The following is a 14,694-nucleotide window of genomic DNA, read 5'->3' as shown; positions in this document are numbered from 1 at the left end:
CGGTTTTCCCAATTCCCCTTCCCCGTTATAATCCACTCTTTTGGGGCCACCCAAAAACCTCTTTTGGGTTGTTTGTTTTGGGGGCCCCCCCCCCAAAAACCAACGAACCATGACCGTAATGGTACGGTGTAGCCGTCCCTACCCCACGCCGGAGGCGGACGTTGCATCAGTCCTGATACCTCTCCCTTTTGCCTTTTCCCTTTTGCCTTTATACTGCTCATGGCGCGTAATATGATACAGGTGCGGTATGCAGCAGACCCTGGCCGGCGACCTTGATGTGGATCTGTCGCCGATTCGCAGAATATACCCCTTTCGCACGCGGCGTCTCGCTGTGCCGGGCGGCGCGCTAAGTTTTGTAGACGAAGGCGCCGGCCCGCCGGTGGTGCTGCTGCACGGCAATCCTACCTGGTCGTTCTATTACCGCCGGCTGATTTCCGGTCTCCGCGATGCCCACCGGGTGATCGCTCCCGACCATATGGGCTGCGGGCTTTCCGACAAACCCCAGGAGTACCCCTACACGCTCAGCACGCACATCGCCAACCTCGACCGGCTGCTGAGCCATCTCGATCTCGGTCCGATAGATCTGGTGGTGCACGACTGGGGCGGCCCGATCGGCATGGGCTGGGCGGTGGCCCACCCGGAGCGCGTGCGGCGTCTGGTGGTGCTGAACACGGCGGCCTTTCTCTCGCCGCGGCTGCCGTGGCGCATCGCCGTATGTCGCTACCCGCTCTTCGGCGACCTGGCCGTGCGGGGGCTCAACGCCTTTGTTCTCGGCGGCACGGTGATGGCCGTCGAACGCCCCATGCACCCTGAGGTGCGCTATGGTTACCTGCTGCCATACCGCCGCTGGCGCGACCGGGTCGCCATCCAGCGTTTCGTGCGCGATATTCCGATGCATCCCGGCCATCCCGCCTGGGCCGTGGTTGACGCAATTGACCGCGATCTGGCCGCGCTGCGGAAGCATCCGATGCTCATTCTCTGGGGCGGCAGGGACTGGTGCTTCACCGACCATTTTCTCGCCGGCTGGCTCCAACGCTTCCCGGATGCTGAGGCGGTGCGTTTTGACGACGCCGGTCACTACGTGCTCGAAGATGCCCACGAGGAGATTGTGCCGCGCGTGCGGCGCTTCCTGGCGTAGAGGCGTAACGCCACGGAGCGCAGGCTGCCCAGGCAGGCATGGTGTTGACGTTTACCACACGCCATACACCGCAGAGGGGGCGAAGGGTTTCCAGCACTCGATTTCAAATGATCGCTAAAAGAAAAGCCACGTAATGACGACTATTAGTCTGTGAACAAAGTTTTTCGGTAACCCCGCCCCCTCCCCAAACCTCCCCCGCCGGGGGAGGGAGTGCAGCTCCTCCCTCCAACGAGGGGAGGCGCTGGGAGTGGGGAAATGCAAGGAAACTTCGTTCACAGACTAATTAGTCGTCCTATCATCACCAGGCAACACCCGCACACGGTGGGTGAATTCAACACGCCTTTTTTCTTGAGAACGACAAACATATGACCATCAAACTCGAACCAACCGAAACCGGAGTCTACGGCGCCAACATTGCCCGCTACTTGCCGCAGATGGCCCGCGAGCGCCCCGAGCAGACCGCGGTGGTAGCCGGGGTGGGCCAGAACCGCGCCGGCAGGCCGATCTACCAGCGTCTCAGTTTCGCCGAACTCGACCGGGTGAGCGACCGCTACGCCTGGGGCCTGAGCGCCTCCGGCATCGGGCCGGGCACGCGAGTGCTCTCGATGGTCCCCGCCGGCATCCCCCTGATCAGCCTGACCTTCGCGCTGTTGAAAGTTGGCGCCGTACCCATTCTGATTGACCCGGCGATGGGCCGGCGCAACCTGGCGCAGTGCATCGAAGAGTGCGCCCCTGAGGCGCTCATCGGCGTGCCGCGGGCGCATCTGGCGGCGCTGCTCTTCCCGCGGGCCTTTCGCGCCACGCGGCGGCGCGTCACCGTCGGTTCGCGCTTCCTCCCCCTCGGTGACGCGAACCTCGCCGACCTGAGCGTGCCGCTCGATGCGCCGTTTCCGCTGGAACCGGTGGCCCCCGAGGCGCCCGCGGCGATCATTTTCACCACCGGCAGCACCGGCGTTCCCAAGGGCGTGCTCTATGAGCACGCCATGTTCGAGGCCCAGGTGCGCCTGTTGCGCGATCTGTTTGACATCGAGCCGGGGGAAGTGGATATGCCGGCCTTTCCCCTGTTTGCCCTGTTCAACGTTGCCCTGGGCTGCACCTCGGCCATCCCGCCGATTGATCCCACCCGTCCCGCGGCGTGCGATCCTGCTGCCGTCGTGGCCTTCATGCAGGACCAGCGGGTCACTTCCACCTTCGGCTCACCGGCGATATGGGCGCGGGTGAGCGCCTATTGCCTTGAGCGCGGCATCACCCTGCCGCATCTGCGGCGCGTGCTGATGGCGGGGGCGCCAGTGCCCGCGTCGCTCCACGAGCGTTTCCAGCGCATTCTGGCGCCCGGCGCCGACACGCACACGCCCTACGGGGCTACCGAGGCTCTGCCGATCACCTCGATCAGCGGCGCCGAGGTACTTGCCGCAATTGCCAGTCGCGGGGCCGATCCAACCGCCGGCACGTGTGTGGGCCGCCCCGTGCCTGGGGTGACGCTGCGCATCATCCCCATCAGCGAGGCGCCGATTGAGCGCTGGGACGAAACCCTGGCGCTGCCGCCCTTCCAGGTCGGCGAGATCTGCGTCAAAGGCCCCTCGGTAACGAAGACCTACGTTAATCGTCCCGAGGCCACGGCGCGGGCCAAAATCGCCGACGCCGACGGCCTGTGGCACCGTATGGGCGACCTGGGCTACCTTGACGACGCGGGCCGGCTGTGGTTCTACGGGCGCAAGAGCCAGCGCGTCGTGACACCCGCGGAGACGCTGTTCACCGAGCCGGTGGAGCTGATCTTCAATCAGCACCCCGGCGTGGCCCGCAGCGCCCTGGTCGGCGTGGGTGAGATGGGAACGCAGCGCCCCGTGGTGGTGGTTGAGCCGCGCGACCGGCGCGTGATGCGCGATGCCGCCGCCCGCGCCTGCCTGTTGAGCGAGTTGCGCGCCCTGGGCGCGCGCTACCCGATGACCGCCGGCATTGCCACCTTCCTGGTGCATCCGGCCTTCCCGGTGGACATCCGGCATAACGCCAAGATCTTCCGCGAGCAACTGGCTGTATGGGCCGCCGGCCGGATCTGAGACCGGGTCGGGGATGGCGGGTGTGGAGGTGTGGAGGTGAGTGTTCCCCGGACCTGACCGGTGTGCAGGACCTGTCAGGTCCGGGTTACCTGGAAGGGCTATGCTTACCCTGGTCACTGGTGGAAACGGCTTCATCGGGCGAGCCATTGTGGAGCAACTGCTGGCCCGGGGCGACCGCGTGCGGGTCATCGGACGGAACGAGTATCCTGAACTGGCCGCGCGTGGCGTTGAATGTCTGCGCGCCAATCTGGCTGCTCCCGATGCCAACGCCGTGCTGAACGCGGCAATGCGGGGGGTCGAGGTGGTCTTCCATGTTGCGGCGAAGGCGGGCGTATGGGGCCCCTTTGACGATTACTACCGCAACAACGTCAGCGCCACGCAGCGGGTGGTGCGGGCAGCGGAACGGGCCGGCGTGCCGAAGCTGGTCTTTACCTCCTCGCCCTCAGTGGTGTTCGGCGAAGAAGACGTGGAAGGCGCCGATGAGTCCTGGCCCTATCCGGAGCGCTATCTAAGCCATTACCAGCACACCAAGGCCCTGGCCGAGCGGTTCGTGCTGGCCCGTGAGGCCATCGCCGTCACGGCCATTCGTCCGCCGCTGGTGTGGGGGCCGGGCGATCCGCACCTCTTTCCGCGCATCCTGGCGCGGGCGCGCGCTGGCCGGCTCGTCCAGATCGGCGATGGCAACAATAAGGTTGACGTAACCTACGTCGAGAACTGCGCCGAGGCCCATCTGCTGGCCGCCGACCGGCTCGGCGAGCATTCGCCGTTACGGGGGCGCCCCTATTTTATCGGGCAGGAGCAGCCGGTCAACCTCTGGGACTTCATCAACGAGGTGGTGACGCGGGCAGGGTGCCGCCCGGCGCGGCGCAAGATCTCCCTCAAGCGCGCCGTGCAGATCGCGACGTTGCTGGAGCGCACCTACGAACTGCTGGGCCTGCCGATGGAACCGCCCCTCACCCGTCTCACGGCGGTGCAACTGGCCCGCTCGCGCTGGTTCGACCTCAGCGCCGCCCGGCGCGACCTGGGCTACGGCCCGCGCATTAGCACCGAGGAGGGCCTGCGCCGCACGCTGGCGGCGCTGGGGCAATCCTGAGACGCCCGGTGGGGGTGAACCTGTGGAGGTGTGGAGGTGTGGAGGTTGAGGGGCGCGGGCCAGATTGACAGGCGGATCTGTAGACCTCGCCGGCAATTCTGCATGAAGCGCTGATCGCCTGTGATATACTGCCCATAGAACGTGCCGCCGCCACCCCGGTCGTAGCAAATGAGCGCCAACGATCCGATCATCGCTACGGAGCAGCGCTACACGTCAGGTCTGTACCCCAAGCGTCCCGTGGCGATTGTGCGGGGTGAAGGGGCGCGTCTCTACGACGCTGACGGGCGCGTATACATTGATTGCGTCGGCGGTCAGGGCGCCGCCAACCTTGGCCACGCTCACCCGGCGGTGGTGGCGGCGGTGCAGGCCCAGGCCGCCATCCTGATGAGTTGCCCGGAGATCTTTTACAACGACCAGCGCGCGGCCTATCTCGATGAACTGGCCGCAGCTCTGCCCTTCCCCGCGCGGATCTTCCTCTGCAACAGCGGCGCTGAAGCGGTCGAAGCCGGGCTGAAATTCGCCCGTCTGCTCAGCGGTCGCCGCAAGATCGTCGCCACGATGCGCGGCTTCCACGGGCGCACCTTTGGCGCCCTCAGCGCCACCTGGGAGCCGAAGTACCGCGAACCCTTCGCCCCCCTCGTGCCGGAGTTCGTCCACGTGCCTTACGCCGATGTCGAAGCGCTTGCCGCGAACGTCGAGGAGGATACGGCCGCGGTGATACTGGAGCCGGTGCAGGGCGAGGGCGGCGTTCGCCCGGCGCCCCCCGGCTACCTGGAGGCTGCGCGACGCATCTGCGACGAGCGCGGCGCCCTGCTCTTGATTGACGAGGTGCAGACGGGTTTTGGCCGCACCGGGCGGCTCTTCGCCATCGAGCACAGCGGCGTGGTTCCCGACGGGCTGCTGCTCGCCAAGAGCATCGCTGCGGGCCTGCCCATGGGCGCGGTGGCGCTGCACGAACGCCACGGGGCGCTTCCCGGCGGGGCCCACGGTTCGACCTTCGGCGGCAATCCCCTGCTCTGCGCAGCGGCGCGGGCGGCGCTGCGCGCGTATATCGCGGAGGATCTGCCCGGCCAGGCCGCCGAGAAGGGGCGCTGGCTCATGGAACGGCTGCGCGCGCTGCGCCTGCCCGCGGCGCGCGAGGTGCGCGGCCTGGGTCTGCTCGTGGGCATTGAACTGCGCACCCGCGTGCAGCCCTGCCTGCAGGCCCTCCTCGAACGCGGCGTGCTGGCCCTGCCTGCCGGCCCCAACGTCTTGCGCCTGCTCCCACCCCTCGTGATTTCGTATGACGATCTTGACATCGTTGCCGCGACGATTGCTGAGGTGGTGCGGTAGAACATGATGAGCGAGTCTGGAGGAATGCCTTATCCACATACCGGCGGCAACCCATATGCGCAAAATCGGAATTATCGACCTCGGCTCAAACACCACCCGTCTGATCGTCATGGCCTACACACCCGGACGGTGTTTCCGTCTGGTGGACGAAGTGAGCGCGGTGGTGCGTCTGGCCGAGGGAGTGGACGCCAGCGGCGCGCTCCAACCCCAGCCCATTCGCCGCGCTGTCGAGGCCCTGGCGATGTTCGAGCGGTTCTGCCGCAACACCGGTGTTGAGGAAGTTATCGCCGTCGGCACCAGCGCCATCCGCGAGGCGAGCAATCAGGAGGTCTTCTGGGAAGCCCTGCGCAGCCAGACCAGCCTGGATCTGCGGATCATTTCCGCGCGCGAGGAGGCCTACTACGCCTACATCGGGGCGGTGAACGGCCTCAATCTCCGCAATGGGTTCATCTTTGACACCGGCGGCGGCTCGACCCAGGTGGACGCAGTCGTCAACCGTCGCCTGGTGGAGTCGTTCTCGGCGCAGGCGGGCGTCGTGCGCTTTACCGAACGCTACGTCAAAACCGACCCGATCACCAGGTCCGAACTGCGGGCGCTGATGGCCGCGGCGCGGCAGGTCTTCGCCGATCTTGACTGGCTGCGCGCCGAAGAGGGCAAGGCGCTTGCCGGCATGGGCGGCACGGTGCGCACCCTGGCGCGCATTGATCAGAAACAGCGCCAGTATCCGCTTGACCGCGTGCACGGGTACGTGTTGACCCGTGTGGCGCTCCTGGGAATCATCGAGCAACTGGCGCGCAAGAATCGCCGCGAGCGCGAGCAGATCCCCGGCCTCAAGGCTGAACGCGCGGATGTCACCCTGGCCGGGGCAGTAATTATCGATCAGTTGATGGAGCGGGGCGGGTTCAGTGAACTGGTGGTCAGCGGCCAGGGAGTGCGCGAGGGTATCTTTTACAGCCGCTTCCTGGATGGAATGCAGCCGCCGTTAATTGACGATCCGCGCGCCTTCAGCGTGCTCAACCTGGCCCGCCTCGACGACTACGAACAGGAGCACTGCGCCAAGGTCGCCAGCATCTGTCTGAGCCTCTTCGACCAGCTCACGCCGCTGCACCACTACGGCTCCTGGGAACGGGAGTTGCTGGGCTATGCCGCGACGCTGCACGACATCGGCGTGATTGTGGGGTACTACGATCACCACAAGCACGGCGAATACCTGATCCACAACGCTGCCTTGCTCGGCTTCACCCACCGCGAGATCGTCATCCTTGGCGCGGTGGTGCGCAACCACCGCAAGGGCTGGGCCGATCTGCATCCTTATGCCGATTTGCTGCAACCCGGCGATACGTTGCGCATCATGCGCCTCAGCGCCCTGTTGCGCATCGCCGAATACCTGGAGCGCAGCAAGAGCCAGGTGGTGCGCGCGGTGCGAGTGGAACTGGGCGATCCAGTGCGCATCCTCGTGGATAGCCGCGGCGATGCCACGCTAGAGATCTGGGAGGCCAATCGCCGCGCCGCGCTCTTCGAGCGGGCCTTTCAGCGCAGGGTGGAGATCTGCCCTGAGCACGAAGATGCCCGGATACCGAAGGCGAGCGCTCTAGGGCCGGCGGTTCCCTCCTGACCTCCTGCCCTCCGTAGAAGGGTCTGGGAGGGCGCCGCCATCCCGAGAAACCTTCGTTTTCATCCCCCTGGAGGGTATTGTAGCTGCGTTGGAGAGGGATGGGGAAACCAGGTTTCCTCATCCCCTTGCTGGTTTTTTTACAGGCATCCAGACGATCGCTCCGCCGCGCTTGAACGGGGCGGCAGAGGGGTGGACGGGATTCACCGCCTCCAGGAGCGGTACCCCTCCCCTGTGCTATAATGCGGTAGCAGACTGATCGCAATGGCGGGCCGGTGGTTGTTATGCGTTGCCCCTACTGCCAGCATCCCGAGACCGATGTGGTTGACACCCGCAAGCTGAACGACGGTGAAATCATTCGCCGGCGCCGCAGGTGCCGTAGTTGTAACCGTCGTTTCACAACATACGAGCGGGTGGAGTCGGTCAGCCTGATGGTGGTGAAGAAGGATGGCGAGCGGGAACCCTACGACCGCGAGAAAATAATGCGCGGCATCCGCACCGCCTGCTACCGCCGGCCCGTTTCAGTGCAGCAACTCGAACAACTGGTCAACGACGTCGAGGCGGCGATCATGGCCACCGACGAGCAGGAGGTCAGCAGCAAAACGATCGGCGATGAAGTGATGCGCCGCCTGCGGGATCTGGACGAGGTGGCGTATATTCGTTTCGCGTCGGTCTATCGCTCCTTCGCCGACATTGGCAAGTTGCGCGAGGCGGTTGACGAGCTGCTTGAGAACTCGTAATCCGCTGGCGGTGCAGGCGCAAGCCTGCATGGCCGGCGCGCCCTTCGGGGAGTAATGTTGATGAGTGTAGACACTAAATCGGAAGAGCGCGCCTCCGAGGCTGCCTCCGCGGCGCAGGCGGAGGGCGGCGGGCAGACGGCGCGCGCGCCGTTGATGCAGCGCATCGGCGCCTCGTTCGCGCGGGTCGAGTGGGGCCAGACGCTGCTGGTTGCCGCGCTGATGGCCCTGGCCTGGTGCGCGTTGTTCCTGGCCAGCAATGTGTTGCAGATTCTCGCCGGCATTGTGCCGGTCATGGCCGGGTTGTTCCTGGGCCGTCGCGTCAAGGGCGATTATCTGACCCACGGGTTTGTGCTGGGCATCACCGGCTTTCTCTTTGGCCTGGCGTTGACGGCCATCTATGGCGCCCTGGGTCAGGCCGGCGTGGTTCCGATGCCGGTGCTGCAACTGCGCGCCGACGGCGAGCCGGCGCCGGTGAGCTTCGACGAGCTCATGTTCGTATACGCCTCGTTCTCGCTCTTTGCCTTGATCCCCTTTCCCGCCTTCGGCACGGTTATGGCGGGCCGCGCCGAGCAGCGCAACCGTGAAACCCAGCGGCAGATCGCCGAGCGCGGCGGGCGCCTCGAACGCCCCGGGGTGGTGCGCACGCTGGAGGATCTGCAGGGCCTCTCGCTGCCGCAACTTGGCTCCTATGTGGTCGCCCTCTACCGCAAGAAGGGCTTTACGTTCAAGGATTACCGCTTCATTGATAAAGACAAGCATCTTGACATAGAAATGGAGTACGAGGGCGAACGGTTTCTCCTGCGCCTGAGCGTGGCCGACAAGGTCCGTCCGGGGACGATTGAGAGCCTGGTGCAAGACATGAAGCGCCAGGATATTCGCAAAGGCGTCGTGATCACCTCGACCGATTTTACGCCCGATGCCCTGAAAGCGGCCGCCGGTCGCCGGAATGTGGTGACGATTAACGGGCGGACGCTGTTTGAAATCGCTGAGGGGTAACCCAGGCCCCCGCCCAGAACTACAGATGCGATGAAGATCGATCTGACCGGTCGAGTGGCGGTAGTAACCGGCGCGAGCCGCGGCATCGGTCGCGCCATCGCTGCAACCCTTGCCGCTGCCGGCGCGGCGGTGCTCGTCAATTATCGGGATAACGCCACGGCCGCCGAGGCGACGGTCGCGGCCATCGAAGCCGCGGGGGGGCGGGCGCGCGCCGTGCAGGCCGATGTCGCGCAGGCCGAGGAGGCTGATCGGCTGATCAAAAGCGCCCTCGATAGCTTCGGGCGCCTGGATATTCTGGTGAACAATGCCGGCATCACCCGCGATGCGCTGATCCTGCGGATGAAAGATGTTGACTTCGATGAGGTGATCAACACCAATCTCCGCGGGGCCTTTCTCTGCACGCGCGCCGCGCTGCGCCCGATGGGCCGGCAACGCGGCGGGCGGATCATCAACCTGACCTCGGTGATCGGCCTCATCGGCAATGCCGGCCAGGCCAATTACGCCGCCGCCAAAGCGGGGATCATCGGCTTCACTCGGGCCACGGCCCGCGAAATGGCCGGTCGCAACATCACCGTCAATGCGGTGGCGCCCGGCTTTATCGAAACCGACATGACCGCGGCGCTCGGCGAAGGGACTCGCAAGGCCATTCTCGATGCCATTCCACTCGGGCGCTTCGGGCGGCCCGAGGAAGTGGCCGATCTGGTCTGCTTCCTCGCCTCCGACGCGGCGGCCTATATCACCGGCCAGACCTTTGCCATTGATGGCGGCATGGTTATGCTATAGGTTGATCCTGGTGCCAGTATGCTCAACAAAGTCCTCATTGCCAACAGGGGCGAAATCGCCGTTCGGATCGTTCGTGCCTGCCAGGAACTGGGCATCAAGAGCGTCGTCGCTTATAGTGAGGCTGATCGCGACTCGCTCGCCGTTCGTCTGGCCGACGAGGCGGTCTGCATCGGTCCAGCGGCGGCGGCCAAGTCGTACCTGAACCCTCCAGCGCTGATCACCGCCGCCCTGATCACCGGCTGTGATGGCGTACACCCCGGTTATGGCTTTCTCTCGGAGAATCCCTACTTCGCCGAGATGTGCGCCGATGTCAGGCTGACCTTCGTCGGCCCCTCCGCCGAGACGATGCGCCTGATGGGCGATAAGGCCATCGGCCGCCAGACCATGCGCGCCGCCGGGGTGCCTACGGTGCCCGGTTCAGAAGGCGAGTTGCGCAATGTGGAAGAGGCGATTGATATCGCCCGGCAGATCGGCTACCCGGTGCTGCTCAAGCCTGCCGCGGGCGGCGGCGGGCGCGGCATGCGCGTGGCGTATGACGAAAGCGACCTTGTGCGCGCCTATCCCACCGCGCGCGCCGAGGCCGAGGCGGCCTTTGGCCGTGGCGATCTGCTGCTGGAGAAGTACCTCACGAAGGTGCGCCACGTTGAGATCCAGGTGCTTGCCGACCGCTACGGCCATGCCATCCACCTCGGTGAACGCGATTGCTCAGCCCAGCGCCGCCATCAGAAGATCGTTGAGGAAGCGCCCTCGCCGATCGTCACCCCTGAGGTGCGGGCGAAGATGGGCGCCGATGCCGTGCGCGGCATTTCCTCGATTGGCTACGTGAATGCCGGAACACTTGAATTCCTCATGGATCAAGAGGGAAATTATTACTTCATTGAAATGAATACGCGCATTCAGGTGGAACACCCGGTGACCGAAATGGTCACCGGCGTGGATCTGGTGCGCTGGCAATTGCTGATCGCCTCTGGAGAACGCTTGACGTTGCAACAAAATGATATTAAACTAGCATGGCATGCGGTGGAGTGTCGTATTAATGCGGAAGATCCTGAACGGGACTTCCTCCCGGCTGGCGGCGACGTAGAGTTCTATTTGCCGCCCGGCGGCCCTGGCGTGCGCGTCGACTCGCATCTCTATGCGGGCTATACGCCGCCCAGGCACTATGACTCGCTGCTGGCGAAAATCATCACCTGGGGTGAAACTCGTGATGACGCCCTGAATCGCATGCGCCGGGCGCTGAACGAGTGTGTGATCACGGGGATTAAAACAACCATCCCCTTCCAACTGGCTCTAATTGATGATCCGGAGTTCCGCGCCGCTCGTCACCATACCGCCTATGTCGGCGAGTTGCTCCGCACATGGAAGGAGGAGCGCTCTGCCGCTGCTGCAGTGTAACCGATTATGGCGCTCGCCCGCCTGTCTGCGGCCCTCTGACGCCCGCTGGCGCTTCGTGACCGGCAGGCGCACAGCATACGGCAGGAACTGTACAGCCGCCATGGCCGGAGGGCGGCCCGAGTGTGCAGTCGCCGTCTATCGCCAGACGCCGCGCGCCATAGTTGCTGGCAGTCCGCGCTTGCGACGCGGTTCCCTGTCGCCTCGACCGATACCGCTCTCCGGCATGGCCAGAATCCGCTTGAACCGTGGATCGGCGCCCCTTGATTACGAAGGCAGTTCGCTGCACGCCTGGGAGGTCTCGCTTGGCTAGCCTGCGTCATCGGGTTCGCATTGCCGCGTTGCAGATCCTCTTCGAGGTGGACGCTACCGACCACCCGATTGACGTGGTCTACGAGCGCCGCCTCGAAGAGGAAGCCTTCACCGCCGATGGCGAACGATTTCTGCGCAATCTGGTCTTTGGCGTCTGGGAGCATCGCTCCTATCTTGATCGGATCATTGAGGAGGCGGCTCCAAACTGGCCCATCACGCAGATGCCCGGCGTGGATAAGGCGATCCTGCGCATTGCGCTCTACGAGTTGCTGGTGGACGATATCGAGCGCACGCCGGTGAAGGCGGTGATCAATGAGGCCGTGGAACTGGCCAAGCAGTTCGGCAGCGATAATTCCAGCCGCTTCGTGAATGGCGTCCTCGGCACGGTGGTGATGCGTTATCGCCCTCATGCCGGGGAGTCGTAACGCGCGTGACCGGTGCGCGTCGTGTCCGTTGTCTGAGATGAAAGGGTGTACCATGCAATCAGCCGATATCGAAGAGCGCCTGCGCAAGATTGTCGCCGAACAACTCGGCGTTGATGAAACGCAGGTGGTGCCCGGCGCCTCGTTTGCCAAGGATCTCAAAGCTGATTCGCTCGACCTGGTGGAACTGATCATGTCCATCGAGGAAGAGTTCGATATCGAAATCAGTGATGAGGACGCCGAAAAGATCGAGACGGTTCAGGACGCGCTGGATTACCTCGCGGCGCATCCCGCAATTCAGCAGTAGCTGGTGATGCTCGCAACGGGGCCGCAGCGGTGTGCCGCTCGGCCCTTTTTAGTCTGCGCGAGATGGCAAGGAGCGACCGGTGGCGTTGAACTTGGCGCGGTCGCCTTGGAAGTGGCGCCTGGCGTGGCGTGAGGAGACCTGCTGGGTTGACGCCGGCTGTCCGGGTGGAGGGTTGGGCAACGCCATGCCTCCCAGAAAAAGCCTTCTACCCCGGGCTGTACGGCGCAGCCGTACAGTGTGAAGGGTTGCCAGTGACAACCACAACTGCCAATGCCACCAGCCGCACGACGGGACGCCGCCTGCTCGCCGCTGCGTTCGTGGCCTTGCTTCTGCTCACCGCTCTGTTGACCGGTCTGCACCTCCAGCGACGGGCCGCGGCAGCCGCGAACGTAAACGAGCGAGTACGCCAGAGCCTCAGCGACTCCGCTACGAGCATTGATGGCGCCTTTGCCATGGCCCAGGCCCTCGGCGACGGTATCGCCGACGATCTGGCCTCCGGCGCGCTGCCCTACGATCAGATCCCCGCGCGACTGCGCGCCGATCTCGAAGCCGCGCCCGACGTGAATGGCCTGGCCGTGACCTTTGAACCGTTCGTCTACGATCCCGCGCTGCGGCTCTTTCAGGTCTATGTGTACCGTACTCCCGAGGGCACAATTGACGAACTGATCGGCGCCACCTACGATTACACTCAGCTTCCCTCCGAAGATCCCAACGCCCCAAAGACGGCGTGGTACCACAATCCCATCCGGAGCGGGCCAATCTGGAGCGAACCGTTCCTGGCCACCGGGGCGGGCAGAGTGCTAATTGAATATGGCCGTCCCTTCGAGCGCCAGGACGGGGGTAGCGCCCCCGCTGGCGTAGTGACCTCCGATCTCTCGCTACAGGAGGTGCGCAACCTGCTTGCCCGGCTCGATCTGGGCGCACAGGGCTACGGTTTCGTCATCGGTCGGAACGGCGTGTTTCTCGATTACCCCGATCGCACGCGCGTGGCGCGGAGTAGCATTTTCGATGCCGACAGCGGCTTTGACCCCGAGGTCCAGGCGGCCGCGCGCCGCGCCCTGGCCGGTGAAACCCTCGAACTTTACCATCGCGACTCGCTCACCGGGCGTGATACCCGGCTGTTCTTCGCTCCGCTCCCCACCAGTGGCAGTGCCCTGGGGCTGGTAGTGGACGCGGCTGAGTTCCAACTCCCTGCTGAGCGCATCTTGCGAGACGTCGCCACAATTGCCATCGCCGCCGCCGGTACGCTTATTTTGGGCCTGGCCCTGTTTAGCGCCGCACGCTTTGGCCCTGTCTCAGGAGCCTGGTTCATCAGCCTGACCTTCACCGCGGCATGTCTAGCGTTGATCGGGCTGATCTGGCAACTGGACACCCGCCTGAGCCGCGAGGCCGCCAGCGCGCTTACCAGCCAGGCAGCCGTTGAACGCGTCCTCGAGCATTACCGGCGCGAGCTTGACCCAGAGGATCAGCCCTTCGTGGTTCCGACCGGCATACAGTTGACGGCGGTGCAATTTCCCGATGCAACGTCGGTGACGGTGGGCGGGTTTGTATGGCAATTCTATAGCAACAGCATCCCTGAAGAGGTCCGTCGAGGTTTCAGCTTCACTCAAGAACTCGGCGAATTGATGCCGGTTGAAGAGGTGGCCCGCGCACCGCGCGGCGACGGGGAAGTGATCGTGTGGCGCATCAACACGACCCTGCAGCAGAGCTGGAACCCGGTCAAGTTTCCCTTCGACGAGCGTTCGATCCGCCTGCGGCTGCTGCCTGCCGAGCTCGAACAGAACGTCGTGCTAACGCCGGATCTGGAAAGCTATATCCTGCTGAGGCCCAGCGCCCTCCCCGGCGTGGACCAGAGCGTGCAGATCACCAACTGGCGCTTTGAGCGGAGCTACTTCAGTCTGTTCCCCTCCGACGACGGCGCCAACCTGGGTATGCAGGCTCGCGCCGAGCGCTCCGAGCCGCCCGTGTTGCAGTTTTCGCTGGTGGCCAGACGCAACGTGCTTGGCCCGTTTATTGCCTATGTATTGCCGGGGGTAGTAAGCCTCGGGCTGTTGTTCGCCTTTCTGCTAAGCGATCGCCAGTTGACAGACACTCAGGATCTCGTTTCCGCGTTGAGCTATACAGCGGCCCTGTTCTTTGTGATTGCCCTGCTGCATACCACCCTGCGCGACAATGTGGCAGCGGTACCTATCTGGAGCACCTGTACCTCCTGCTATACATTGTGATTCTCCTGGTCACGGTGATCGCGTTCTTGATCGTGCATGTGCCAGGCATGATCTTTATCAGTTATCAGCATAACTTTCTGCCCAAATTGCTGTTCTGGCCGATATGCACAGGCGCCTTGCTTCTTTCGACGTTAGCGGTCTTTGTCTACGGCCAGTAGGACGTGGAAGCTCTGGCGCCCTGACGCCGGTCGGGGCAGGTGGGGACACCGGGTTTCCCCCCGCCCCTGCCGAGGGCGGGCCCGGCATCCCGAGGGCGGGTGGGAGCAGGTGGGGACACCGGGTTTC

General features: G+C 64.5%; 12 protein-coding genes. All 12 read left to right on the top strand.

Translation table 11 applies throughout. The features are described 5' to 3' along the window. The first annotated feature begins 247 nt into the window (after positions 1–247). The 12 genes from NZU74_12960 (at position 248) to NZU74_12905 (ending at position 14,409) form a co-directional block, all read left to right on the top strand. Positions 248–1,138, top strand: coding sequence for an alpha/beta fold hydrolase (locus NZU74_12960; protein ID MCS6882235.1), 891 nt, complete (start codon positions 248–250; stop codon positions 1,136–1,138). 365 nt (positions 1,139–1,503) lie between these two features. Continuing rightward, positions 1,504–3,195, top strand: a complete 1,692-nt coding sequence (locus NZU74_12955) for a fatty acid CoA ligase family protein (GenBank protein MCS6882234.1) — start codon at positions 1,504–1,506, stop codon at positions 3,193–3,195. A 100-nt stretch (positions 3,196–3,295) separates the two neighbouring features. Beyond that, positions 3,296–4,288, top strand: coding sequence for an NAD-dependent epimerase/dehydratase family protein (locus NZU74_12950; GenBank protein ID MCS6882233.1), 993 nt, complete (start codon positions 3,296–3,298; stop codon positions 4,286–4,288). Between the two features lie 168 nt (positions 4,289–4,456). Further along, entirely contained in the window at positions 4,457–5,620 is a 1,164-nt protein-coding gene (locus tag NZU74_12945; GenBank protein ID MCS6882232.1) for an aspartate aminotransferase family protein, read from the top strand. A gap of 55 nt (positions 5,621–5,675) precedes the next feature. Next, entirely contained in the window at positions 5,676–7,235 is a 1,560-nt protein-coding gene (locus tag NZU74_12940; GenBank protein MCS6882231.1) for a Ppx/GppA family phosphatase, read from the top strand. A gap of 281 nt (positions 7,236–7,516) precedes the next feature. Continuing rightward, on the top strand, positions 7,517–7,972 hold the full coding sequence (nrdR, locus tag NZU74_12935; protein ID MCS6882230.1) for a transcriptional regulator NrdR: 456 nt from the start codon (positions 7,517–7,519) through the stop codon (positions 7,970–7,972). A gap of 60 nt (positions 7,973–8,032) precedes the next feature. Continuing rightward, on the top strand, positions 8,033–8,968 hold the full coding sequence (locus NZU74_12930; protein MCS6882229.1) for a restriction endonuclease: 936 nt from the start codon (positions 8,033–8,035) through the stop codon (positions 8,966–8,968). A gap of 30 nt (positions 8,969–8,998) precedes the next feature. Further along, on the top strand, positions 8,999–9,751 hold the full coding sequence (gene fabG, locus NZU74_12925) for a 3-oxoacyl-[acyl-carrier-protein] reductase (GenBank protein MCS6882228.1): 753 nt from the start codon (positions 8,999–9,001) through the stop codon (positions 9,749–9,751). A gap of 18 nt (positions 9,752–9,769) precedes the next feature. Beyond that, the gene (accC, locus tag NZU74_12920) at positions 9,770–11,146 is read left to right on the top strand and encodes an acetyl-CoA carboxylase biotin carboxylase subunit (protein MCS6882227.1); all 1,377 of its coding nucleotides are present in this window, start codon (positions 9,770–9,772) and stop codon (positions 11,144–11,146) included. 302 nt (positions 11,147–11,448) lie between these two features. Further along, on the top strand, positions 11,449–11,880 hold the full coding sequence (nusB, locus tag NZU74_12915) for a transcription antitermination factor NusB (GenBank protein ID MCS6882226.1): 432 nt from the start codon (positions 11,449–11,451) through the stop codon (positions 11,878–11,880). Positions 11,881–11,932: 52 nt separating this feature from the next. Then, the gene (acpP, locus tag NZU74_12910) at positions 11,933–12,184 is read left to right on the top strand and encodes an acyl carrier protein (protein MCS6882225.1); all 252 of its coding nucleotides are present in this window, start codon (positions 11,933–11,935) and stop codon (positions 12,182–12,184) included. A gap of 251 nt (positions 12,185–12,435) precedes the next feature. After that, the gene (locus NZU74_12905; GenBank protein MCS6882224.1) at positions 12,436–14,409 is read left to right on the top strand and encodes a hypothetical protein; all 1,974 of its coding nucleotides are present in this window, start codon (positions 12,436–12,438) and stop codon (positions 14,407–14,409) included. The last annotated feature ends 285 nt before the right edge of the window (positions 14,410–14,694 follow it).

Source organism: Chloroflexaceae bacterium (genome assembly GCA_025057155.1).
In the GTDB taxonomy this organism is placed as follows: Bacteria; Chloroflexota; Chloroflexia; order Chloroflexales; family Chloroflexaceae; genus JACAEO01.
Note: the sequence above shows the minus strand (reverse complement) of the source record. Positions and strands in the feature narration are given on the sequence as shown.